We start from the raw sequence: 22,422 nt of genomic DNA on the forward strand, positions 1-22,422 counted from the left end.
GGGCATGTCCGCCACGTCCAACCCGGTGAACTTCACGTTCTCCGACACCATCGCGGGCCGGGTCACCGGCCACGACCGCGAGGCCGGCCGCTTCACCGTGGCCACCGCCGACGGCCGCCTCTTCACGGTCGACCTGACCGGCGGCCCCAGCGCCGAACTCCTGCACAACCTGGGCGAGCCGTACCAGGACGCCTCGGGCCACATCGACGAGCTCCTCACCGAGGGCACCTTCGTCTTCGCGTACGGCGTGTTCTACCCGCACGGTGAGGGCGCCCGGTTCGAGGCCAAGCGGCTGGTGTTCGTGGGGCGCGGCGGCGACGACTACCGCTTCGAGGAGGAGAAGTGGTGGGTCCGGCAGATCGAGGAGATCGCCGGCTTCTACCGCAAGGCCCAGTTCGGCGACGGGCCCGTCGACTTCTCGAACTACCGCACGGAGATCCGGCTCGGCGGTGAGAAGACGGCAAGCCACGTCCAGGAGACCGACACCATCTCCCGCCTGGTGTACGGCATGGCCTCGGCGTTCCTGATGACCGGCGAGGACGAGTACCTGGAGATAGCCGAGCGCGGCACCGAGTACCTGCGCGAGCACATGCGCTTCGTCGACACCGACGAGAACGTCACGTACTGGTACCACGGCCTCAAGGTCGACGGGGACACCGAGAAGAAGCTGTTCACCTCGGAGTTCTCCGACGACTACGACGCGCTGCCGATGTACGAGCAGATCTACGCGCTGGCCGGCCCGGTGCAGACCTACCGCGTCACCGGCGACCCGCGCATCAAGGCCGACGCCGACGCCACCATCCGCCTCTTCGACCGGTTCTACCTGGACCCCGAGAACGGCGGCTACTTCTCGCACATCGACCCGATCCTGCTGAGCCCCGAGCACGACTCGCTCGGCCCCAACAAGGCCCGCAAGAACTGGAACTCGGTGGGCGACCACGCCCCGGCGTACCTGATCAACCTGTATCTGGCGACCGGCGACCAGAAGTACGCCGACATGCTGGAGTACACCTTCGACACCATCGTCGAGCACTTCCCCGACCCGAAGAACAGCCCGTTCGTGCAGGAGCGGTTCCACAAGGACTGGTCGCACGACACCACGCACGGCTGGCAGCAGAACCGCGCGGTCGTCGGGCACAACCTGAAGATCGCCTGGAACCTGATGCGGATGCACTCGCTGCGGGCCAAGGACAGCTACCTCCAGACGGCCGCCGCGATCGGCGAGACCATGCCGGAGGCCGGCGGCGACCGGCAGCGCGGCGGCTGGTACGACGTGGTGGAGCGGCTCAAGGCCGACGGCGAGGACCAGTTCCGCTTCGCCTGGCACGACCGCAAGGCCTGGTGGCAGCAGGAGCAGGCGATCCTCGCCTATCTGATCCTGGCCGGCACCACCGGCCGCGAGGCCTTCCGGGGCGAGGCGCGCTCGGCGCAGGCGTTCTACAACGCCTTCTTCCTCGACCACGACGAGGGCGCCGTCTACTTCAACACCCTCGCCGACGGCATGCCGTACCTGCTCGGCGTCGAGCGGCTCAAGGGCAGCCACTCGATGTCCATGTACCACTCGGCCGAGCTCTGCTACCTGGCCGCGGTCTACAACAACCTGCTGGTCAACGGGAAGGCGATGGACTTCTGGTTCAAGCCCGACCCGGCGCTCGTCACCGACCGTGTGCTGCGCGTCGCCCCCGATCTGCTGCCGGCCGGCTCGGTGCGCATCGAGTCGGTGGAGATCGAGGACGAGCCGCACACCGACTTCGACGCCGAGGCCCTGACCGTGCGCCTGCCCGAGACCTCGGGCCGGGTCAAGGTCAAGGTGCGCCTGGCCGCCGCCACTGCCCTGGAGCTGACCCGATGACGGTGAAGGTGGGCTCGCGGACCGTGGGCGACACCACCGTGGTCACGCTCGACGGAGAGATCAACTCGACCACCTCCGGCGGCCTCCAGGCCCAGCTCCTTCCCTATGTACGCGACCACTCCCAGGTCCTCATCGACCTGACCGGCGTCAGCTACGTCTCCAGCGCGGGCCTGCGCACCCTCTTGATCGTCCACCGGCACGCCCAGCAGGCCGAGGCGAGGATCGTGCTCGCCGGGCTCTCGGAGGAGGTGCGCTTCGTGATGAGCGCCACCGGGTTCCTCGACTTCTTCAAGATCGCCGAGGACCTGGACGCCGAACTGGAGCGGGCCGGCGGATGACGACCCAGGACAGCCGCGAACGCGTCGACGCGTTCCCCACCCGACTGATCGGCGACCACCGGGTCCGGGCGGGCCGGCCCTTCCCGTATGGCGCCGTCCCGGTGCCGGGCGGGGTCAACTTCTCGGTCTATTCCGACCGGGCCACCGCGATGAGCCTGGTGCTCTTCGCGGCGGGCGGCGAGCGCCCGGTGGCCGAGCTGCCGTTCCCGCCCGAGTTCCGCATCGGCAGCGTGTACGCGATGACCGTGTTCGGGCTCGACGTGGAGGACCTGGAGTACGGATTCCGCGCGGACGGCCCCTTCGACCCGGCGGCCGGCGACCGCTTCGACCGGCGCCGGGTGCTCAGCGACCCGTACGCGCGGCTGATCTCCGGCCGGGACGTGTGGGGCGCCGAGCCGGACTGGGACGACGTCTACCCCTACCGCTCCCGGGTGGTGGACGACGACTTCGACTGGGGCGACGACATCCCGCTGCGCATCCCCACCGAGGACCTCGTCATCTACGAGACCCATCTGCGCGGCTTCACCCGCCACCCCTCCTCGGGGGTGGCGGCCCCGGGCACGTACGCCGGACTGCGCGAGAAGATCCCGTATCTGAAGGACCTCGGGGTCAACTGCGTCGAGCTGCTTCCGGTCTTCGAGTTCGACGAGCTCGACAACCCGCGCAGCAACCCGGTGACCGGGGAGCGGCTGCACAACTACTGGGGCTACAACACCGTCTCGTTCTTCGCGCCGAAGGCCGGCTACGCGGCGACCGGGCGGTTCGGGATGCAGGCCGACGAGTTCAAGACGCTGGTGAAGGACCTGCACCGGGCCGGCATCGAGGTGATGCTCGACGTCGTCTTCAACCACACCGCCGAGGGCAACGAGCACGGGCCGACGATCTCGTTCCGCGGGCTCGACAACGCGACGTACTACATGCTCACGCCGCAGGGCGAGTACTACAACTTCAGCGGCACCGGGAACACGGTCAACTGCAACCACCCCGTGGTGCGCGACTTCGTGCTCTCGTGCCTGCGGCACTGGGTCGCCGAGTACCACATCGACGGGTTCCGCTTCGACCTGGCGGCGATCCTCGACCGGGCGCCCGACGGCACCCCGCTGCCCAACCCGCCGCTGCTCGAAGCGCTCGCCCACGACCCGGTGCTGCGGCACACCAAGCTGGTGGCCGAGGCGTGGGACGCGGCCGGGCTCTACCAGGTCGGCCACTTCCCCAACTACGGCCGCTGGTCGGAGTGGAACGGCAAGTACCGCGACACGGTACGGCGCTTCATCAAGGGCGAGCCCGGACTCATCGGGGAACTCGCCACCCGCCTCGCCGGCTCGCCCGACCTGTACCGGGGCCGCACCTCCACCGCGTCGGTCAACTTCGTCACCGCGCACGACGGATTCACCCTGAACGACCTGGTCTCGTACAACCACAAGCACAACGAGGCCAACGGCGAGGGCAACAACGACGGCGGCGACGACAACCACAGCTGGAACTGCGGCGAGGAGGGGCCGAGCGCCTCCGCGCACGTGCGCGAGCTGCGGCTGCGCCAGATGAAGAACATGCTGGCGATCCTCCTCACCAGCCAGGGCGTGCCGATGATCCTGGCCGGGGACGAGGTGGGCCGCACCCAGCTCGGCAACAACAACACGTACTGCCAGGACAACGAACTGTCCTGGTTCGACTGGGGACTTGTGGAGGCCAACGCCGAGCTGCTCGACTTCACCCGCGCCCTGATCGCCTTCCGGCACGCCCACCCGGTCCTGCGCGGCGCCGAGCACCCGCTCGGCACCGACCGGGTCGGCAGCGGCCTTCCCGAGGTGAGCTGGCACGGGGTACGGGCCTGGCAGCCGGACTGGGAGGCGCACAGCCGGGTGCTCGGCATGCTGCGCTGCGGGCGCCACGCCAAGGGCGGCAGCGTCACCGACGACCACATCTACGTCGGGATCAACGCCCACTGGGAGGCCCACGACCTGGAGCTCCCGGCGCTGCCCGACGGGCACACCTGGCACCTGGCCGCGGACACCGCCGCACCGTCCGTGCACCCCACCGGCGCCGAACCCCCGCTGCGCAGGCCCGGCCACCACCACCTCGCCCCGCACTCCGTGGTGATCCTCGTCGGCCGCCCGGCCGACGGCCACTGAGTCCACCACCGCCACCGAAGGGAACCGACATGTCCTTCAGCGCCACGCTGAGCGTCGCCGACGACATCGCGACGATCGTGCTCACGGGGGAGCTCGACGCCTCCACCGCGCCCCGCTTCCACGACCTGATCGACGACGCCGCGGGCTCCGGCGCCGGACGCCTGGAGATCCGCGCCGAGCAGCTCGGCTACCTCTCCAGCGCCGGGCTGCGCTCCCTGGTCTTCGCCCGCCAGAAGATGGGCGACGAGGTACGGATCGCCCTGGTGGGGGCGGCCGAGCCGGTCAGCAGGACGATCAGGCTCGCCGGGTTCGACCACAGCATCGAACTGATCGACGCCTGAGGGGGGCGGCCGAGATGACGTCCGACACCAGACCCGACTCCGCGGCCCGGTCCGTCCCCTGCGGCCCCCTCGCCCTCGCCCCCGAGGCGCCGTGCGCCGCCCCCCTGTGTGTCCCGGCCGCCCTCGAATCCCTGGACCGGGTCGCGGAGTTCGTCCTCGGCGTGGGCCGGGCGGGAGGCCTGGACGGCGGCGCCCTGTACCGGCTGCGGCTGGCCGCCGACGAGCTGGCCACCAACATCGTGATGCACGGCTACCGGGGCGCCCCCGGGCACCTCACCGTGTCCGGGGGCGTGGACGCGGACCGGGTGTGGGTGCGCTTCGAGGACGCGGCGCCCGCCTTCGACCCCCGCCGGGGCATGCACGCCCCGGACCTCGCGGTGCCGCTCGCCGAGCGCGAGGTGGGCGGGCTCGGCGTGTTCCTCGCGCTGACCGCCGTGGACTCCTTCAGCTACGAACTGCTCGACGGGCGCAACGTCAGCACCCTCGCCCTCAGGCGTGGCCTCCATGAATAGACGAGAGCACATGTCGCAGACGAAGGTGTTGATCCTGGCGGAGCACGACCGGGTGCCCGGCGAACTCCTCGAAGCGCTCGACTCGCTGGAGGCCGAGGTGCGCGTGCGCACCCCCGGCGCGGTGCTGACCGCCGCCCCGGGCCAGGCCGAAGGGACGGACGTGCTCCTGGCCGGCGCCGGGCTCTCCCCCGCGACGGTGCGCGCGGTGGCCCGCCGGCTCGGCGACGAGGGCCCGCAGCCCACCGTGGTGGCCTTCGCCGACCACGATCTGCATCTGCTGGGCAGCCACATCCACGCCGGCGCCGACTACCTCGTTCCGCCGTTCTACCCGGAACTCGTACGGGCCCGGCTGCGCGACTGCCACGAGCGGGCCGAGTTCAGCCGCACCATGGAGGACGTCACCGCACACGCCGAACTCCTCAGCTACGAACGGGAGCTGGAGATCGGCAGGGAGATCCAGCTGGGCTTCCTGCCGGACTCGCTGCCCAGCCCCGACGACTGGGACATCAACGTACGGTTCCGGCCGGCCCGGACCGTGGCGGGCGACTTCTACGACGTGTTCGAGCTGGTCAACCGGCGCCGCCTCGCCCTGGTGGTGGCCGACGTCTGCGACAAGGGGGTGGGCGCCGCCCTGTTCATGGCGCTGATCCGCAGCCTCCTGCGGCACACAGCCGAGCAGAGCGGACTGCAGAGCCTGATCGCGGCCGACCTGCTCAGCGAGGAGACCGTGTGGGCCGAGCAGAGCCGGGCCATCCCCGTCGTCGGCGCCACCCCGCTGCTCAACGCGGTCGCCGGCACCAACAACTACCTGACCCGCAACCACATCCGGCAGGGCTACTTCGCCACCATGTTCTTCGGGGTGCTCGACCCGCTCAGCGGCAACCTCGTCTACATCAACGGCGGCCACAACCCGCCGGTCCTGGTGAGCGGTTCGGGCGCTGAGCCGGTGCTGCTCGAACCCACCGGACCGGCCGTCGGCGTCATCCCCGACGTGTCGTTCTCGCTCGGCTACGCCCAGCTCAGCCCCGGCGACACCCTGTTCATCTACACCGACGGGGTCACCGAGGCCCGATCGGCCTCGGGTGAGTTCTTCGGCGAGGACCTGATGGTCGACCAGCTCACCGAGGCCGCCGGGCGGGGCGAGGAGCTGCTCGACCACATGGACGGCGCGCTCGGCGCGTTCGTCGGGGCCGCCGACCAGTCCGACGACATCACGATGATGGCCGTCCACTGGCGGCCCGCCGAGCCCACCCGCTGACCCCCGCACGGCACGACCCAGACCCCCACGGGCGGAGAACCATGTCCCAGATCATCACCGTGCACTCGTACCGAGGGGGTACGGGGAAGTCCAGTACGGCCGCCAACCTCGCGCTGCTTCTCGCCTCCTCGGGGCGCCGAGTGGCGCTGGTGGACACCGACATCCACACCCCCGCGCTCGACGTGATCTTCGGCGGCTCGCTGGTGCCGGTGCGGCGCTCGCTCACCGACTACCTGATCGGCCGCTGCGAGATCGAGGAGGCCGCCTACCCGGCCGACCCCGACGCCGGGCACGACGGCCTCTTCCTGGTGCCGGCCCGCGGCCGGGCCGCGGGCGTCAACGAGATCATGGGCCGGGGCTACGACGTGGGCCTGCTGCGCGAGGGCTTCGACCGGCTGATCGACTCGCTCGCCCTGGACGTGCTGCTGCTCGACACCCACGCGGGCTTCAACAACGAGACCGTCACCGCCATGGCCAGCTCCGACTCCCTGGTGGTGGTCACCCGCGCCGACCGCCTCGACCTCGCCGGGGCCCGCGAGACCACGGCGCTGGCAGGCCGGCTCGGCGGCCACCGGCTCAGCCTCGCCGTGAACATGGCGCCGGGCGGCGTCCTGAACGAGCGCCTGCGCGGCGAGTTCGAGGCCGCCTACGGCGTGCCGCCCACCGCGGTCCTGCCGTACGCGCCGGAGATGGCCTCGCTGGCGGGCGAGCGCCTGTTCAGCACGGCCTACCCGCAGCACCCGCTGGTCGCGGGCTACCGCCGGATCATCGCGGCCGTCAGCAACGGCACCACCGGGATCCGCCGGTGAACGCGCCGCACCCCACCCGTTTCCGCAACCGCACCCCGGTGCCAGGAGGCACGACCATGACAGCAAGGACCCGCACGCCCGCGCGCCCCGCCGAGGGCGGACCGCGGCGCCCCGCCACCACCGTCGGGCGCATCCCGATCGTGGACGTGCGGCCGGCGGTGGCGGACGGGCGCCCGGCCAGGGCCGTGCCCGGCGAGGTCTTCGAGGTCTCGGCGACCGTGTTCCGCGAGGGCCACGACGCGGTCGGCGCCAACGTCGTCCTGACCGGGCCCGACGGTCTTGCCGGACCCTGGACGCCGATGCGCCTCGTCGCCCCCGGCACCGACCGCTACGTCGCCGCCGTCGGCGCGGACCGTGAGGGCGACTGGACGTACCGGGTGGAGGCCTGGGGCGACCCGCTCGCCACCTGGCGGCACACCGCCGAGGTGAAGGTCCCGGCCCGCATCGACGTCGAACTCGTCCTCGCCGAAGGGGCATCCCTTCTGGAGCGGGCCCGCACCGAGGGCGGTTTCGACGCACCGGACTCCGATGTGCTCGCCTCGGCCGCCGCCGCGCTGCGCGACACCGCGGGCGAACCCGAGGAGCGCCTGGCCGCGGCCCTCGACCCGCGGGTCACCGCGCTGCTCGCCACCGCCCCGCTGCGCGAGCTGGTCACCCGCTCGCCGGAACTGCCCCTGCGGGTGGACCGCGAGCGGGCCCTGTACGGCGCCTGGTACGAGTTCTTCCCCCGCTCCGAGGGGGCCGTCCCCGGCCGGACCGACGCCGACGGCGCCGTCGTGCCGCCCCGCTCGGGCACCTTCCTCACCGCGGCCGAGCGCCTGGACGCGATCGCGGCGATGGGCTTCGACGTGGTCTACCTGCCGCCGATCCACCCCATCGGCACCACCCACCGCAAGGGCGCCGGCAACGCGCTGACCGCGGGCGCCTACGAGCCGGGCTCGCCGTGGGCGATCGGCTCGGCGGCCGGCGGCCACGACGCCGTCCACCCCGACCTCGGCACCCTGGACGACTTCGACCGCTTCGTCGCCCGGGCCGGCGAACTCGGCCTGGAGATCGCCCTCGACTTCGCCCTCCAGTGCTCGCCCGACCACCCCTGGGTCACCGAGCACCCCGAGTGGTTCAGGCACCGGGCCGACGGCACGATCGCGTACGCGGAGAACCCGCCGAAGAAGTACCAGGACATCTACCCCCTCGACTTCGACACCGACCCCGACGGGCTGCACGACGAGGCGCTGCGGGTGCTGCGCCACTGGATGGCGCACGGGGTGCGGATCTTCCGGGTGGACAACCCGCACACCAAGCCGGTGGCGTTCTGGGAGCGGCTCATCGAGTCGGTGCGGCGCACCGACCCCGACGTCCTCTTCCTCGCCGAGGCGTTCACCCGCCCCGCGATGCTGCACACCCTCGCCCGGGTCGGCTTCCACCAGTCCTACACGTACTTCACCTGGCGCAACTCCAAGGAGGAGGTGGAGGGTTACCTCTCCGAGCTCGCCGGGCTCGACGGCAGCGTGGACGCCGCCTACCTGCGGCCCAACCTGTTCGTGAACACCCCGGACATCCTCAACGCCTACCTCCAGTACGGCGGCCGCCCCGCCTTCGAGATCCGGGCGGTGCTCGCCGCGCTCGCCGGGCCCGCCTGGGGGATGTACGCCGGGTTCGAGCTGTGCGAGAACGTGTCGGCGGGCCCGGGCAGCGAGGAGTACCTGAACTCCGAGAAGTACGCCTACCGGCCGCGCGACTGGAAGGGCGAGGAGGCCGCGGGCACCTCGCTCGCCCCGCTGATCGCGACCCTGAACGGGCTGCGGCGCGCCCACCCGGCCCTGCGCCAACTGCGCAACCTGCGCTTCCACCGCACCGACAGCGACGCCGTCGTGTGCTTCTCCAAGCACGTGGCGACGCCCGAAGGCGACGACTGGGTCCTGGTCGTCCTCAACCTCGACCCGCACGGGGTGCGCGAGACCACCGTCCACCTCGACCTGACCGACCTGGGCCTGGACCGCAACGAGACGTTCGCCGTCCGCGACGCGCTGACCGGCGAGGTCTACGAGTGGGGCCGCGACAACTACGTACGGCTCGACCCGCGCCACCAGGTCGCGCACGTCCTCACGAACGGGAACGCCGCGCCGTGAAGACCCTGAGCAGCGCCGCCCTCGCCCCCTCGCTCCTGGGCGAGCTCGATCTGCATCTGATCCGCGAGGGCCGGCACGAGCGGCTGTGGCGGGTGCTCGGCGCCCACCCGCGGGTGCACGACACCCCGGACGGCCCGGTGCCCGGCACGTCGTTCGCGGTGTGGGCGCCCGGCGCGCGGGCCGTGCGGGTCGTCGGGGACTTCAACGGCTGGCGGGGCGATGCCCACGCGATGCGCCCGCACGGCACCAGCGGGGTGTGGGAGCTGTTCGCGCCGGGCGCGGGCGACGGCAGCCGGTACAAGTTCGAGATCCTGACCCGGGAGGGCCGTTGGATCCAGAAGGCCGACCCGCTGGCCCGGTACGCCGAGTCCGCACCCGGCACCGCATCCGTCATCCACACCTCCACCTACCAGTGGAATGACGGCAGTTGGATGACCGGGCGCGGCTCGCGGCCGGCCGCCGAGGCGCCCATGAGCGTGTACGAACTGCACCTCGGCTCCTGGCGGCCCGGCCTCACCTACCGCGACCTCGCCCGCGAACTGCCCGGCTATGTCAAGGCGCTGGGCTTCACCCACGTCGAGTTCCTGCCCGTCGCCGAGCACCCCTTCAAGGGCTCGTGGGGCTACCAGATCACCTCGTACTACGCGCCGATGGCGGACCTCGGCAGCCCCGACGACTTCCGGTACCTCGTGGACGCCCTGCACCGGGCGGGCATCGGGGTCATCGTGGACTGGGTGCCCGCGCACTTCCCGCGCGACGACTGGGCGCTGGCCCGGTTCGACGGCACGGCCCTGTACGAGCACCCCGATCCGCGGCTCGGCGAGCACCCCGACTGGGGCACCCTCATCTTCGACTACGCGCGCCCCGAGGTCCGCAACTTCCTGGTGGCCAACGCCCTGTACTGGTGCGAGGAGTTCCACGTGGACGGGCTGCGCGTGGACGCGGTCGCCTCCATGCTCTACCTCGACTACTCGCGCCGCGACGGCGAGTGGCTGCCCAACGCGTTCGGCGGCCGCGAGAACCTGGCGGCCGTCGAATTCCTCCAGGAACTCAACGCCACCCTCGGCCGGCGCCACCCCGGGGTCGTCACGATCGCCGAGGAGTCCACCGCCTGGGAGGGCGTCACCCGCCCCACCGACCGGGGCGGGCTCGGCTTCGGCATGAAGTGGAACATGGGCTGGATGCACGACTCGCTCGGCTACATGGCCGAGGACCCGGTGCACCGCCCGTACCACCACCACGCGCTGACGTTCCCCCTCGTGTACGCGTACAGCGAGACCTACACGCTGCCCATCAGCCACGACGAGGTCGTGCACGGCAAGGGCTCGCTGCTCACCAGGATGCCCGGCGACCGCCGGCAGCAGTTCGCCCAGCTGCGCGCCTACCTGGCCTTCATGTGGGCCTTCCCCGGCAAGCAACTCCTCTTCATGGGACAGGAGTTCGCGCAGGACAGCGAGTGGTCGCACGAGCGCGGGACCGACTGGTCCGTCCTCGCGCACTGCTCGCACCGGGCCGCCCGCGACCTGGTGCGCGACCTGAACGCGCGCTATCTGGACACGCCCGCCCTGTGGAGCCGGGACACCCGCCCGGAAGGGTTCCGCTGGATCGACGCGGACGCGGCCGAGCGATGCGTGTACTCCTTCGTCCGGTACGACACCGAGGGCCGGCCCCTGGTCTGCGTCTACCACTTCCGCCCCCAGGCCGACCCGGGCTTCCGCATCGCGCTGCCGCGGGCGGGCCGCTGGCGCGAGGTCCTCAACACCGACGCGTACGGGTACGGCGGCGGCGGAGCGGTCAACGACCGTACCGTGCACGCCACTTCGGGTCCGCACCAAGGCCTCCCGGCGAGCGCCACGATCGTGCTTCCGCCGCTCGGCGCCGTCTGGCTCGCCCCCGTATGACCGAGGGGACACCAGGTGCGCTGCCCCTTCACCCCACCCCCCGACCCGGCACCACGCTGCCGGACAGGAAAGGCTGGACACCACTGTGCGCGAACAGCACTGGGACGACTACGTCCACGTACTCGGCACCGCCCGCACCATCGCGGTGGTGGGGGCTTCCGACGTCCCCGGAAAGGCCGCCCATGAGATACCCGCCTACCTCCAGGCCCAGGGCTTCGAGGTGATCCCGGTGAACCCCAGGGGCGGCCGCGTCCTCGGGGTGCCGGCCCTCGCCTCGCTCGACGATCTGGAGCGGCCGGTCGACATCGTGAACGTGTTCCGGCCGGCCCCCGAGACGCCCGGCATCGCCCGCCAGGCCGTGCGCATCGGTGCCCGCTCGCTCTGGCTCCAGCTCGGCATCGTCTCCGACGAGGCCCGGCGCATCGCCGAGGCGGGCGGACTCGACGTGGTGATGAACCGGTGCATCGGCGCCGTCCACGCCGAACTGGGCCTGGCCGAACAGGGCCTGCCCGGCCCGGCATGACCGGCGTCACCACCGAGGCGGTGCGGTTCGCCGGGACCGGCGGGCACCGGCTCGCCGGCAAGCTCGACCTGCCGCCCGGCGAGGTGCGCGCCCACGCCGTGTTCGCCCACTGCTTCACCTGCTCCAAGGACTTCTTCACCGCGGCCCGCGTCTCGCACGCCCTCGCGGAACGCGGCATCGCCGTGCTCCGGCTCGACTTCACCGGGCTCGGCGAATCGGAGGGGGAGCGGCCCTACGGAGACTTCGACACCTCGGTCGCCGACCTGCTGAGCGCCGCCGCTCACCTGCGCGCCGAGCACCGGGCGCCCTCGCTGCTCGTCGGGCACTCCTTCGGCGGCGCCACCACCCTGGCCGCCGCCGCCCTGATGCCCGAGGTGCGGGCCGTGGCCACCATCGCCGCGCCCAGCCACCCCGCCCATGTGACGGGGCTCTTCGGCAGGGCGGCCCGGGAGATCGAGGAGCGCGGCGAGGGCCAGGTGGTGCTCGCCGGGCGGACGTTCACCTTCGGCAAGGAGTTCCTCGACACCCTCGCGGACCAGCCGCAGCGCCGCCGCATCGGGGAACTCGGCCGCGCCCTGCTCGTCCTGCACTCCCCCGAGGACCGCCAGGTCGCCATCGCCGAGGCCACCGAGATCTTCCGCTCGGCCGCCCACCCCAAGTCGTTCGTCGCCCTCGACGGCGCCGACCACTTCCTCGGCGACCCGGCCGACGCCCGCTACGCGGCCGAGGTCATCGCGGCCTGGGCGAGCCGCTATCTGTGAACGGCTCCGTCCTGCACCGCCCGAATTCCCGGTGATCCGGCTTCATTCGGCTCCATTCGGCTTCATCGGGCGGAAATGGCCGCACGACCTCATGTTGTCGACCCGGGTCCTTTGACCGGAGTACGTGCCCAATTCCAAGGTCGGTCCGGAATCAGAATTCCGCATCCACTACTTCTCTTCTGGGGGTTATCCCATGTCCGCACCAGCGGTCACTGAGACAGAGAATCTCAGCCCGAGCCCCGTGGTGCAGCGCAAGGGCGCCGCACTCGCGCTGCTCGTGGCCGTCCAGTTCATGCTCGTGCTGGACTCCACCATCGTCGCCGTCGCCATGCCCTCGCTCGGCGAGGACCTCGGCTTCTCGCAGGCCAATCTGACCTGGGTCACCAACGCCTACCTGCTGCTCTTCGGCGGGTTCCTGATGCTCGGCGGCCGCCTCTCCGACCTGGTCGGACGCCGCCGCCTGTTCGCCATCAGCCTGGTGGTGTTCGCCGCGGCCTCGCTGCTCGGCGCCCTCGCCGCCTCCCCGACGATGATGATCGCGGCCCGTTCGCTCCAGGGCCTGGCCTCCGCGTTCGCCGCCCCGGCCGCGCTGTCCCTCCTGATGACGGTCTTCCCCAACGGCACGGCCGAGGAGCAGACCCAGCGCAACAAGGCCATGGGCATCTACGGCGCCGTCTCCGGTGCCGGCGGCGCCGCCGGGATGATCCTCGGCGGTCTGCTCACCGACTGGTTCGGCTGGTCCGCCGTCTTCTACGTCAACGTGCCGATCGCCCTGATCGCCGTCCTGCTCTCGGCCGGTCTGCTGCCCGCCGACCGCGGCGGCCGCGCCTCGGGCGGCTTCGACCTCGGCGGCGCCCTGCTGAGCACCGGCGGCCTCGCGCTGCTCGTGTACGTCCTGGTCGAGGCCGAGAAGGTCGGCTGGGGTTCGGCCCGTACGCTCGGCCTCGGCGCGCTCGCGCTGGCCCTGCTCGGCGCGTTCCTGCTCGTCGAGTCGCGCATCAAGCAGCCGCTGGTGCCGCTCGGCATCTTCCGCAAGCGGACCCTGCGCGGCGCCAACCTCGTCGGCGGTCTGATCCCGATGGCCGTCATCCCGGCGATCTTCTTCCTGACCCTCTACACCCAGCTGGTGCGCGGCTTCTCGCCGCTCAAGTCCGGCCTCGCGCTGGTCCCGCTGGCGCTCTGCGTCGTCCTCTCCGCCACCAACGTCGGCCGGGTCCTTCCGCGCCTGGGCCTGCGCTGGACCACCGCGCTCGGCACGCTCCTGGTCCTCGCGGGCACGCTCTGGGCCGCCCAGATCGACCAGGGCGCCTTCTTCGTGGAGCAGTTCGGCCCCGAGGTCCTGACCGGTCTCGGCGGCGGCACCGTCTGGGTCTGCGCCACCGTCGCGGCCACCGCGGAAGCCTCCGAGGAGGAGGCGGGCCTCGCCTCCGGCCTGTTCAACACGGCCAACCAGGTGGGCGCCGCCCTCGGCCTCGCCATCCTGGCGACCGTCGCGGGCGCGGCCACCAAGTCGGCCGTCGGCGACGGCGACGCCCTCCCGGCCGCCCTCACCCACGGCTACCACACCGCGCTGCTCGGCTCGGCGGGCTTCGCCCTCCTCGCCACCATCGGCGCCCTGGTCCTGCTGCCCGGCCGCACCCCGACCGCGCAGTCCTGAACCCCGGGCCGCCCGCGGCGGCCGTCACCCACCGGGCGACGGCCGCCGCCCCGCCACGTCCACCGCGCCGAGCCCGTACGAAAAGGACAACACGGAGATGACAGAGCGATGACTGAGCCCCGCACGGCCGACTTCTGGTTCGACCCGGTCTGCCCGTGGTCGTGGATGACGTCCCGCTGGATCCTGGAGGTGGAGCGGGTCCGCCCGGTCACCGTCCGGTGGCACGTGATGAGCCTGGCGCTGCTCCAGGAGAACCCCCGGCTGCCCCGCGCCTACCAGCAGATGCTCCTGGAGGCCCGCGGGCCCGCACGGGTCTGCGTCGCCGCCCGTCTTGAGCACGGCGACGAGGTGCTCGGCCCGCTCTACACCGCGCTCGGCACCCGGCTGCACAACCGGGGCCTGCCCGCCACCCGCGAGCTGGTGGAGGACGCCCTGCGCGAGGCGGGTCTTCCGGCCTCCCTCGCCGAGGAGCTGGACGCCACCACGTACGAGAGCGCCCTGCGCCAGTCCCACAAGGCGGCGGTGACCCAGGTCGGCGACGACGTCGGCACCCCCGTCATCGCCGTCGACGGCGCCGGGCCGGGCGAGCGGGCGGCGTTCTTCGGCCCGGTCGTCAGCCCCACCCCGCGCGGCGAGGCGGCCGGACGGCTGTGGGACGGGGTGCTGCTCGTGGCGGGCACGCCCGGCTTCACCGAACTCAAGCGGACCCGCACGGTGGGCCCCGACTTCCGCTGAGTCCGCCCCGGACACGACGCCGCCGCCACCTCCCGTTCGGGTGGCGGCGGCGCCGTCGCTGGATGAAGTGCCGGGTGTCAGAAGCGGATCAGCGTCTTGATCGCCCGCCGCTCGTCCATCGCCGCGTACCCCTCGGCCACGTCCTCCAGGGAGACCGTCAGGTCGAACACCGGAGACGGGTCGAGCCGCCCGGCAAGGACGTCCGCGAGGAGCTCGGGCAGGTAGGCCCGCACCGGCGCGATGCCGCCGCGCAGCGCCACGTTGCGGCGGAACATCTGGCGGAAGTCGACGCCCTCGTTGCCGTCGTGCGGCACCCCGACGAAGCCGATCGCCCCGCCGTCGCGGGCCACGGCCAGCGCGGTGTGCATCGCCTCGCCGGTGCCGGCCGCCCCGAGCACGGCCTCCGCGCCGAGCCCGTGGGTGAGTTCGTGCACCGCCTCCACGGCGTGCCCGCCCCGCTCGGTCACCACGTCGGTGGCCCCGAACTTCACGGCCACGGCGGCCCGGTCGGCGTGCCGGCTCACCACGATGATCCGCTCGGCGCCCAGCCGGCGGGCGGCGAGCACCCCGCACAGGCCGACCGCGCCGTCACCGATGACCGCGACGGTGGCGCCCGGCCGCACCCCGGCGCAGCGGGCCGCGTGGTGGCCGGTGCCCATCACGTCGGACAGGGCGAGCAGCGCGGTCGCCGGCACGTCGGAGTCCGGCACCGCGACCAGGGTGCCGTCCGCGAACGGCACCCGTACCGCCTCGCCGTGCCCGCCGTCGGAGCCGGGCTGGCCGAAGAACCCGCCGCGCGGACACGAGGTGTGCACCCCGGCCGCGCAGTGCGGACAGCTGCCGTCCGACCAGCAGAACGGCGCCACCACCCGGTCGCCGGGCCGTACTCCCACCACATCGGCGCCCACCGCCTCGACCACGCCGATGAACTCGTGCCCGGTGCGCTGGCTGTTCCCGCGCGGCGCGGTGGAGCGGTAGCCGAGCAGGTCGCTGCCGCAGATACAGGCGTGCGTGACCCGCACCACCGCGTCGGTGGGACGGCGGACCACCGGGTCCGGCACGTCCTCGACCCGGATGTCCTTGTGTCCGTGGATGGTGCTGGCGCGCATGAACTCTCCTGCCGGAAAAGGGATACGAGTGAACTCGCCACCCAATCCGCCGCATTAGTGCCGCGGCAAGAAATTCGGTCCGGCTCCCTGAAGTCCGCCGCGCAATCCCGCCGACCTCAGAATGTCGCGACGAATGGTGCGGGCCCCGGCGCGGCCGCTGGTTAGCCTCGGCCGCCGTAAACGACACCACCAAGGTGAGGGAGGGGCCCGGTGACCGCCACGCACACCGCAGCAGGTCCAGGAGAGCTGGTCGACACGATCGTCGTCGGGGGCGGACCCGCCGGCCTGTCCGCGGCGATCTACCTGGCCCGCTACAACCGGCAGGTGCTGGTCTTCGACACCGGGCACGGCCGCTCCACCCACCACCAGACCAACCACAACTACCTGGGCTTCCCGGACGGCATCCCCACCGTCGACCTGCGCAAACTCGGCCAGGAGCAGCTCGCCCGCTACTCCGGGGCCAAGGTGGTGCACCACCTGATCACGGACGCCGAGGGCGACGCGGAGCGCGGCTTCACGGTCCGCTCGCAGGGCCACGCCTGGCGGGCGCGCTCCCTGGTCCTGGCGACCGGCGTCCTCGACCACTTCCCGCACTTCCCCGGCTGGGAGTCGTACGTGGGCCGTTCGATGTTCTGGTGCATCACCTGCGACGGCTACGAGAACCGGGGCCGGCGCATCCTGGTGGCCGGCCACACCGATGCCGCCGCGGGCGAGGCGATGCAGCTGCACTCCCTCACCGACCGGGTCCAGCTGCTCACCAACAGCCGGTCGGACGAGATCAGCGACACCTTCCGGCGCCGTCTGGACCGGGCGGGCATCCCCGTCCTCCACGACCGGATCGGGGAGGCCGAGGGGCACGACGGGCAGCTCACCGCGATCGTCACCCGGGGCGGCCTGCGCCTGGAGCTCGACGCGCTCTTCAGCATCCAGGGCGCCACCCCCGAGACCACCCTGGCCCGCAGGCTCGGCGTACGGCTCGCGGACTCCGGCTACGTACGCGTCGACACCGAGCAGAAGACGTCGGTGGAGGGCGTGTACGCGGCCGGTGACCTGACCGCGCTGCACTCGCACCAGGTGACGGCCGCCGTCCACGAGGGCGCCCAGGCCGCATCGGCGGCCAACTACTTCCTGTACCCGCCGGAGCTCAAGGCGGAGTGAGGCCGACCATGACCGCAGCCGACCCCGGCACCGAGACGGGCGTCGTCACCGACGCCGACGTGGACATCGCCGACACGCCCGAGGCCGGGGGGCGCAGTGAACAGCGCGTCACCTGGGCCGAGTTGTTCTTCGACCTGATCTGGGTGTTCGCCCTCACCCAGATCGCCAACGGGTTCGCGGTCACCGCGGGGGCGGGCGGGCTGCTCCAGACGCTGATCCTGCTCGTGCCGCTGTGGTGGGGCTGGACCAGCGCCACCCTGCTCGGCAACTCGGCGGGCGATGCCCTGGACAAGCCGGCCGGGCGGATGATGCTGTTCGCGCTCGGCGGCTGCGGCCTCGGCATGACGGTGGCCGTGCCCCACGCGTACGGGCAGTACGGCTTCCTGTTCGCGCTCTGCTACACCGCGCTGCGGCTGCTGCTGTGGGCCGGCATGCGCAGGCTGCCGCTCTTCGGGGACCTCAGGGTCGAGCCGTTCGGGATGAGCCTGCTCCTGGTGAGCCCGCTGTTCCTGGCGGGCGGCCTGGTGCCGGGAGCAGCCCGTACGGTGCTGTGGGGAGCGGCGGCCCTCCTGGAGATCGCGCTGCCGGTGCTGCTCGGGCACCGCCTCGACCGATTCCGCTTCGAGACCTCGCACCTGCCGGAACGGTTCGGCCTGGTCATCATCATGGCGCTGGGCGAGAGCGTGATGGCGGTCGGCACCAATGTCTCGGGCAGCAGGCTCGGCACGCTGGGCGCCGCCGCGCTCGCGGTGAGCTTCGTCGTCATCGTGGGCCTGTGGTGGAGCTACTTCCACTTCGGCGCGGCGGCGGTGCGGCACAGCCTGGAGACCGACCCGGTGCAGGTCCGCATCGTGCGGGACGTCTTCAACTACGGCCACTTCATCTATCTCGCCGCGATCATCTGCGTGGCGGTGGGCCTCAAGAAGCTCTGTCTGGACCCGCTCTCGGCGCCGCACGGACTGCCGCAGCTGCTGCTCGCACCGGGTGCGGCGCTCTATCTGTTCGGGTTCTGCTATTCGCGGTGGCGGATGTTCGGCGCGGCCGGCGTGAGCCGCTTCACCGCGGCGCTGCTCTGCCTGGCCCTGACACCGCTGGCCCCGCTGCTTCCGCAGCTGGCCACGGCCGCGCTGGTGGCGCTGGTGCTCGCCGGTCTCAACGCCTTCGAGTTCTGGATCATCACGACGGGCCGCCGGGTGCTGTTCCTGCACGTACCGGCGTTCCTGCGCCGCCGTCAACGGGACGCATCCGCCGAGGAATTGCCTCAGCTCAGGAAGTAACTCCCCTTTCATTGCCCGTACTTCATCCCGCATCGCATTCTCGATCCGGCGTCCAGAACGCCGCACTGTCCAGGGAATGACATGGGAGCAAGGAAAGGGGAGGGCATGTCGCAGAAGAGCTTCATCGAATTCCTCGTGGCGGGCCGTGACGATCCGGCACTGCTCGCCCGTTACGGCAGCCGCAATCTCAGCCAGCTGCTGTTCCACGCCAAGAACGACGGGTTCGAGTTCACGGCCGACGACATGGCGGAGGTGGTCTTCAAGCTGGAAATGGGCGTCATCGTCGAGAAGGACGCCGAGCCGGTCGACGGCAACAGCGGCCTGTGGCGCCGGATGTGGGGCAGGACCCACCTGGACTACCTGGTCGAGCGGGTGGTCGTCCGCTACTCCGACGAAGAGCTGCGGGCCCTCGCACCGCACGCCGAGCCCGTGAAGGAGCAGGTCCGATGAGCGGAAACAATGCGGTCGAGTTCCTGCGGCACATCGCGGGGCGCCCGGACATCCTGGATTCCCTGAAGACCCGCAGCAAGGACGAGGTCATCGAGGCCGCGGACTCCTTCGGATTCCCGTTTACGAACCAGGAGTTCGACGACATCATCTGGGACCTGGAGGGGAAGCTCGCCGAATGGCGTGGCGAAGCCTTCGACGGGACGTTCCCGCTCTGGCAGACGATGTGGGGCAAGTACTACCTCGAATACCTGGTGATCGATCTGATCCCGAGTTTCGAGGAGACCAAGCTGATATGAGGCCCGAGCGGAACTACGACTACGTCGTGGTCGGTGCCGGGTCGGCCGGATGCGTACTCGCCCGCCGCCTCCTGGAGAGGACCGGCGGGCGGGTGCTGCTCCTGGAAGCGGGCCCGGCCGACACCGACCCCCGGGTGCACCGCACGGACATCGGCTCGATGGTGTCCCTGTGGGGCGGCCCCGACGGCCTGAGCTGGCCGTATGCCACCACGCCGCAGCCCGGCCTCGGCGGGCGGCCGGTGCGGCTGCCGCAGGGCAGGGTGCTCGGCGGCGGCAGCTCCGTCAACGCGATGATGTACGTCCGGGGAAACCGCCGGGACTTCGACGGCTGGCGCGCGCTCGGCAACGACGGCTGGGGTTACGAGGACGTCCTGCCGTACTTCCGGGCGGCCGAGGACTTCGAGGACGGCGCGTCCGAGTACCGGGGCGCGGGCGGACCGCTCAAGGTCGTCCACTACGACCGGCCGTCGCCGGTCTCCCGTGCCTTCGTCGAGGCCGCCGCCGAACTCGGCTTCGAGGGGGGCCCGTTGGACTACAACGGGGCCGCACAGGCGAACGCGGCCTTCTACTACCAGTCCACGCGCAGCAAGGACGACCGGCGCTCCAGCACCGCGGTCGCCTACCTCGCCCCGGTCCTCGACGACCCCCGCCTCACCCTCGTCACCGGCGCCACCGTCACCCGCGTGCTGCTGGACGCGGGCCGCGCGACGGGTGTGGAGTACCTGGCCGACGGGGCGGCGCACACGGCCGGCGCCGACGCCGAGGTGATCCTCGCGGCGGGCGCGCTCGCCTCGCCCGCGCTGCTCATGCGGTCCGGCATCGGCGACCCCGAGGAGCTGATGCGGCACGGCATCGAGGTCGCCGCCGACCTTCCCGGAGTGGGCCAGAACCTCCAGGACCACCTGCTGTTCGGCGTCGCGTACGAGAGCACCCGGGAGCTCCCCTTCCCCCAACTCCTCGCCGAGGCAGGTCTTTTCACGTACACGGGAGCGACGGACGGCTCGCCCGACCTCCAGTTCTTCTTCGGCCCCGTGCAGTTCGTGGACGACCGGTACAAGACGGAGGCCCCCGGCTTCACCTTCGCACCGATCCTGGCCCAGCCGCACAGCCGCGGCCGGGTGGGCCTCGCCTCGGCCGACCCGTCGGCGCCGCCGGTGATCGACCCGCGCTATCTGTCGGACGAGCGGGACGTGGCGGTCCTGGTGCGCGGCATCGAGCTGGCCCGCGAACTGGCGCACACCGCCGCCCTGACCCCGTTCCGCGGCCGTGAGCTCGCGCCGGGTCCTGAGCGGACGAGCGCCGCCGACCTCGCCGACTACGTACGGGAGTCCGCGTCGACCGTGTGGCACCCCGTCGGCACCTGCCGGATGGGGCAGGACACCGGGGCCGTGGTGGACCGGGCGCTGCGGGTGCACTCGGTGGCCGGGCTGCGCGTCGCGGACGCGTCGGTGATGCCGGTCATCACCGCGGGCAACACCAACGCCGCCACGATCATGATCGCCGAGAAGGCGGCCGACCTCATCGCGACGGGTGCCCAGGGCGCCCCGGACATCCGGAGAAACGAGACGTCATGACCGAGACCTATGACTTCGTCGTCGTCGGCGGCGGCACCGCGGGGCTGGTGGCGGCCGCCCGGCTCAGCGAGCTGCCCGAGGCGACGGTGCTCGTCCTGGAGGCGGGCAGCGCCAAGGACGACCCGCTCCTGGAAGTGCCCGAGCTGTGGTCGCAGACCAACCTCAGCGAGTTCGACTGGGCCTACCTCACCGAGCCGCAGCAGGCCATGGGCGGCGAGACCGTCTACTCGGCGGCGGGCCGTGGCGTCGGCGGCAGCTCGAACATCTACCACATGATCCACAACCGGGGCCGGGACGCCGACTACGACTCCTGGGCCTACGGCGGCGCCGCCGGCTGGTCCGCCAAGGACGTGCTGCCCTACCTCCAGCGGATCGAGAACCAGCAGGACGGCACCAACCCGACCGCGGGACAGGGCGGCCCGATCGACGTCGTCAACGCGGGCGACGAGGGCAATCCCGTCTCGCAGGCGTTCGTGGACGCCTGTGTGGAGCTCGGCTACCCCGAGGTCGCCGACGTCAACGTCGACTACTTCGGCGTCGGCTGGCACCACCTCGACATCAAGGACGGCAAGCGGGGCGGCGTGCGCACCGGCTACTACGAGCCGGTCAAGGACCGCACCAACCTGGTCGTACGCGCCGAATCCACCGCCACCCGGCTCCTGTTCGAGGGCAGCCGCTGTGTGGGCGTGGAGTACCTCAACGGCGGCGAGCTCAAGCAGGTGCGGGCGGCCCGCGAGGTCGTCGTCAGCTCCGGCGCCATCGAGTCCCCCAAGCTGCTGCTGCTCTCCGGCATCGGCGACCCCGGCCGGCTGGCCGAGTTCGGCATCGACGTACGGGTGGACCTGCCCGGCGTCGGCGAGAACTACCAGAACCACCCGCTGGTGATCGGCCCGACCGGCTACATGGACAAGCCGGGCCCCAGCGAGGGCGTCATCAACGAGCCGGTGCTGTTCTGGGGTTCGGAGCCGGGGCTGCTCGCGCCCGACCTGGAGCTGTGGTTCCTGCCGCGCGCGCCGTGGGGGGAGAAGCTCATCGAGAAGCTCGTCCAGTGGAAGACCACCGGCTCGGCGACCTCGGTGCACGAGCAGGACGAGGTCGACCCGCACCTGGTCATCATGCTGCCGGCCGTGGTGCGTCCGCTGTCGCGCGGCTGGATCAGGCTGGCGAGCGCCGACCCGACGGTGCGCCCGCGGGTCAATCCGAACTTCTACGGCGAGCGCGCCGACCTGGTGCGGGCCACCGACTGCACCGAGATCGCCCGCGAGGTGTTCCGCTCCAAGGCGTTCACCAGCCAGTGGGGCGTCAAGGAGGTCGCGCCGGGCCCGGACGTCAAGACCCGCGCCGAGCTGGAGACCTGGGTCTCGCGCAACACCGGCTCGTACCACCACTACTCGGGCACCTGCAAGATGGGCATCGACGAACTCGCCGTCGTCGACGCCAGGTTGAGGGTGCACGGCGTCCAGGGCCTGCGGGTCGCGGACACCTCGGTGATGCCGACCATCGTCTCGGCGCACACCCACACCAGCGCCGTGATGATTGGTGAGCGCGTCGCCGACTTCATCAAGCAGGACCTCGCGCAGTAGGCGGGTCCGCGCGCGCGCGAAAGAGGC

The 22,422-nt window shown here is 71.8% G+C and carries 20 protein-coding genes; 19 read left to right on the forward strand and 1 reads right to left on the reverse strand.

Features of this window, described 5'->3' with window-relative positions:
• Window positions 1-4: 4 nt before the first annotated feature.
• From ABD346_RS02135 to ABD346_RS02195, 13 genes are all read left to right on the forward strand, one after another.
• Window positions 5-1,852 (forward strand): AGE family epimerase/isomerase, encoded by a 1,848-nt coding sequence (locus ABD346_RS02135; RefSeq protein WP_344371001.1) that lies wholly within the window; start codon window positions 5-7, stop codon window positions 1,850-1,852.
• The gene (locus tag ABD346_RS02140) at window positions 1,849-2,190 is read left to right on the forward strand and encodes an STAS domain-containing protein (RefSeq protein WP_344371003.1); all 342 of its coding nucleotides are present in this window, start codon (window positions 1,849-1,851) and stop codon (window positions 2,188-2,190) included. The genes ABD346_RS02135 and ABD346_RS02140 overlap by 4 nt, the downstream gene beginning before the upstream one ends.
• A complete protein-coding gene (gene glgX, locus ABD346_RS02145) occupies window positions 2,187-4,322 on the forward strand; it encodes a glycogen debranching protein GlgX (RefSeq protein WP_344371005.1) in 2,136 nt (711 codons plus the stop codon). The genes ABD346_RS02140 and glgX overlap by 4 nt, the downstream gene beginning before the upstream one ends.
• Before the next feature lie 29 nt (window positions 4,323-4,351).
• Window positions 4,352-4,663: an STAS domain-containing protein gene (locus tag ABD346_RS02150; protein WP_344371008.1), complete on the forward strand. Its 312-nt coding sequence runs from the start codon at window positions 4,352-4,354 to the stop codon at window positions 4,661-4,663.
• A gap of 14 nt (window positions 4,664-4,677) precedes the next feature.
• Window positions 4,678-5,175, forward strand: coding sequence for an ATP-binding protein (locus ABD346_RS02155; protein ID WP_344371010.1), 498 nt, complete (start codon window positions 4,678-4,680; stop codon window positions 5,173-5,175).
• Window positions 5,176-5,185: 10 nt separating this feature from the next.
• Window positions 5,186-6,433 carry a PP2C family protein-serine/threonine phosphatase gene (locus tag ABD346_RS02160; protein WP_344371011.1) on the forward strand — a complete coding sequence of 416 codons (1,248 nt, stop codon included), beginning with the start codon at window positions 5,186-5,188 and terminating at the stop codon, window positions 6,431-6,433.
• A gap of 41 nt (window positions 6,434-6,474) precedes the next feature.
• Window positions 6,475-7,242, forward strand: a complete 768-nt coding sequence (locus ABD346_RS02165) for a P-loop NTPase (RefSeq protein WP_344371013.1) — start codon at window positions 6,475-6,477, stop codon at window positions 7,240-7,242.
• Between the two features lie 56 nt (window positions 7,243-7,298).
• On the forward strand, window positions 7,299-9,371 hold the full coding sequence (locus ABD346_RS02170) for a maltotransferase domain-containing protein (protein WP_344371014.1): 2,073 nt from the start codon (window positions 7,299-7,301) through the stop codon (window positions 9,369-9,371).
• Window positions 9,368-11,272: a 1,4-alpha-glucan branching protein GlgB gene (gene glgB / locus ABD346_RS02175; RefSeq protein ID WP_344371017.1), complete on the forward strand. Its 1,905-nt coding sequence runs from the start codon at window positions 9,368-9,370 to the stop codon at window positions 11,270-11,272. The genes ABD346_RS02170 and glgB overlap by 4 nt, the downstream gene beginning before the upstream one ends.
• 85 nt (window positions 11,273-11,357) lie before the next feature.
• The gene (locus ABD346_RS02180) at window positions 11,358-11,795 is read left to right on the forward strand and encodes a CoA-binding protein (protein ID WP_344371019.1); all 438 of its coding nucleotides are present in this window, start codon (window positions 11,358-11,360) and stop codon (window positions 11,793-11,795) included.
• Window positions 11,792-12,556, forward strand: coding sequence for an alpha/beta hydrolase family protein (locus ABD346_RS02185; protein ID WP_344371020.1), 765 nt, complete (start codon window positions 11,792-11,794; stop codon window positions 12,554-12,556). The genes ABD346_RS02180 and ABD346_RS02185 overlap by 4 nt, the downstream gene beginning before the upstream one ends.
• Before the next feature lie 241 nt (window positions 12,557-12,797).
• Window positions 12,798-14,213 (forward strand): MFS transporter, encoded by a 1,416-nt coding sequence (locus tag ABD346_RS02190; protein WP_344371022.1) that lies wholly within the window; start codon window positions 12,798-12,800, stop codon window positions 14,211-14,213.
• A gap of 108 nt (window positions 14,214-14,321) precedes the next feature.
• Window positions 14,322-14,948 carry a mycothiol-dependent nitroreductase Rv2466c family protein gene (locus tag ABD346_RS02195; RefSeq protein WP_344371026.1) on the forward strand — a complete coding sequence of 209 codons (627 nt, stop codon included), beginning with the start codon at window positions 14,322-14,324 and terminating at the stop codon, window positions 14,946-14,948.
• Window positions 14,949-15,025: 77 nt separating this feature from the next.
• On the opposite strand, the gene ABD346_RS02200 is transcribed toward ABD346_RS02195, so the two are convergent.
• Complete coding sequence (locus ABD346_RS02200; RefSeq protein WP_344371028.1) at window positions 15,026-16,057, reverse strand: zinc-binding dehydrogenase; 1,032 nt, start codon at window positions 16,055-16,057, stop codon at window positions 15,026-15,028.
• A gap of 210 nt (window positions 16,058-16,267) precedes the next feature.
• Between ABD346_RS02200 and ABD346_RS02205 the strand changes: the two genes are divergently transcribed.
• From ABD346_RS02205 to ABD346_RS02230, 6 genes are all read left to right on the forward strand, one after another.
• Complete coding sequence (locus tag ABD346_RS02205) at window positions 16,268-17,215, forward strand: NAD(P)/FAD-dependent oxidoreductase (RefSeq protein WP_344371029.1); 948 nt, start codon at window positions 16,268-16,270, stop codon at window positions 17,213-17,215.
• Window positions 17,216-17,223: 8 nt separating this feature from the next.
• Entirely contained in the window at window positions 17,224-18,492 is a 1,269-nt protein-coding gene (locus ABD346_RS02210; RefSeq protein ID WP_344371031.1) for a low temperature requirement protein A, read from the forward strand.
• A gap of 105 nt (window positions 18,493-18,597) precedes the next feature.
• The gene (locus ABD346_RS02215; RefSeq protein WP_344371032.1) at window positions 18,598-18,942 is read left to right on the forward strand and encodes a Nif11-like leader peptide family natural product precursor; all 345 of its coding nucleotides are present in this window, start codon (window positions 18,598-18,600) and stop codon (window positions 18,940-18,942) included.
• Window positions 18,939-19,238, forward strand: a complete 300-nt coding sequence (locus tag ABD346_RS02220; RefSeq protein ID WP_344371034.1) for a Nif11 family protein — start codon at window positions 18,939-18,941, stop codon at window positions 19,236-19,238. Before ABD346_RS02215 ends, ABD346_RS02220 begins: the two co-directional genes overlap by 4 nt.
• Window positions 19,235-20,812, forward strand: a complete 1,578-nt coding sequence (locus ABD346_RS02225; RefSeq protein ID WP_344371035.1) for a GMC family oxidoreductase — start codon at window positions 19,235-19,237, stop codon at window positions 20,810-20,812. Before ABD346_RS02220 ends, ABD346_RS02225 begins: the two co-directional genes overlap by 4 nt.
• Window positions 20,809-22,395, forward strand: coding sequence for a GMC family oxidoreductase (locus ABD346_RS02230; protein ID WP_344371036.1), 1,587 nt, complete (start codon window positions 20,809-20,811; stop codon window positions 22,393-22,395). The genes ABD346_RS02225 and ABD346_RS02230 overlap by 4 nt, the downstream gene beginning before the upstream one ends.
• Window positions 22,396-22,422: the final 27 nt, after the last annotated feature.

The organism is Streptomyces mauvecolor (genome assembly GCF_039532965.1).
In the GTDB taxonomy this organism is placed as follows: Bacteria; Actinomycetota; Actinomycetes; order Streptomycetales; family Streptomycetaceae; genus Streptomyces; species Streptomyces violascens.

Coding starts and splice junctions, on each gene's coding strand:
- ABD346_RS02165 (WP_344371013.1), top strand. CDS start 6,475: ATGTCCCAGATCATCACCGTGCACTCGTACCGAGGGGGTACGGGGAAG.
- ABD346_RS02185 (WP_344371020.1), top strand. CDS start 11,792: ATGACCGGCGTCACCACCGAGGCGGTGCGGTTCGCCGGGACCGGCGGG.
- ABD346_RS02220 (WP_344371034.1), top strand. CDS start 18,939: ATGAGCGGAAACAATGCGGTCGAGTTCCTGCGGCACATCGCGGGGCGC.
- ABD346_RS02215 (WP_344371032.1), top strand. CDS start 18,598: ATGTCGCAGAAGAGCTTCATCGAATTCCTCGTGGCGGGCCGTGACGAT.
- ABD346_RS02160 (WP_344371011.1), top strand. CDS start 5,186: ATGTCGCAGACGAAGGTGTTGATCCTGGCGGAGCACGACCGGGTGCCC.
- ABD346_RS02230 (WP_344371036.1), top strand. CDS start 20,809: ATGACCGAGACCTATGACTTCGTCGTCGTCGGCGGCGGCACCGCGGGG.
- ABD346_RS02225 (WP_344371035.1), top strand. CDS start 19,235: ATGAGGCCCGAGCGGAACTACGACTACGTCGTGGTCGGTGCCGGGTCG.
- ABD346_RS02150 (WP_344371008.1), top strand. CDS start 4,352: ATGTCCTTCAGCGCCACGCTGAGCGTCGCCGACGACATCGCGACGATC.
- ABD346_RS02200 (WP_344371028.1), bottom strand. CDS start 16,057: ATGCGCGCCAGCACCATCCACGGACACAAGGACATCCGGGTCGAGGAC.
- glgX (WP_344371005.1), top strand. CDS start 2,187: ATGACGACCCAGGACAGCCGCGAACGCGTCGACGCGTTCCCCACCCGA.
- ABD346_RS02210 (WP_344371031.1), top strand. CDS start 17,224: ATGACCGCAGCCGACCCCGGCACCGAGACGGGCGTCGTCACCGACGCC.
- ABD346_RS02140 (WP_344371003.1), top strand. CDS start 1,849: ATGACGGTGAAGGTGGGCTCGCGGACCGTGGGCGACACCACCGTGGTC.
- ABD346_RS02195 (WP_344371026.1), top strand. CDS start 14,322: ATGACTGAGCCCCGCACGGCCGACTTCTGGTTCGACCCGGTCTGCCCG.
- ABD346_RS02170 (WP_344371014.1), top strand. CDS start 7,299: ATGACAGCAAGGACCCGCACGCCCGCGCGCCCCGCCGAGGGCGGACCG.
- ABD346_RS02135 (WP_344371001.1), top strand. CDS start 5: ATGTCCGCCACGTCCAACCCGGTGAACTTCACGTTCTCCGACACCATC.
- ABD346_RS02155 (WP_344371010.1), top strand. CDS start 4,678: ATGACGTCCGACACCAGACCCGACTCCGCGGCCCGGTCCGTCCCCTGC.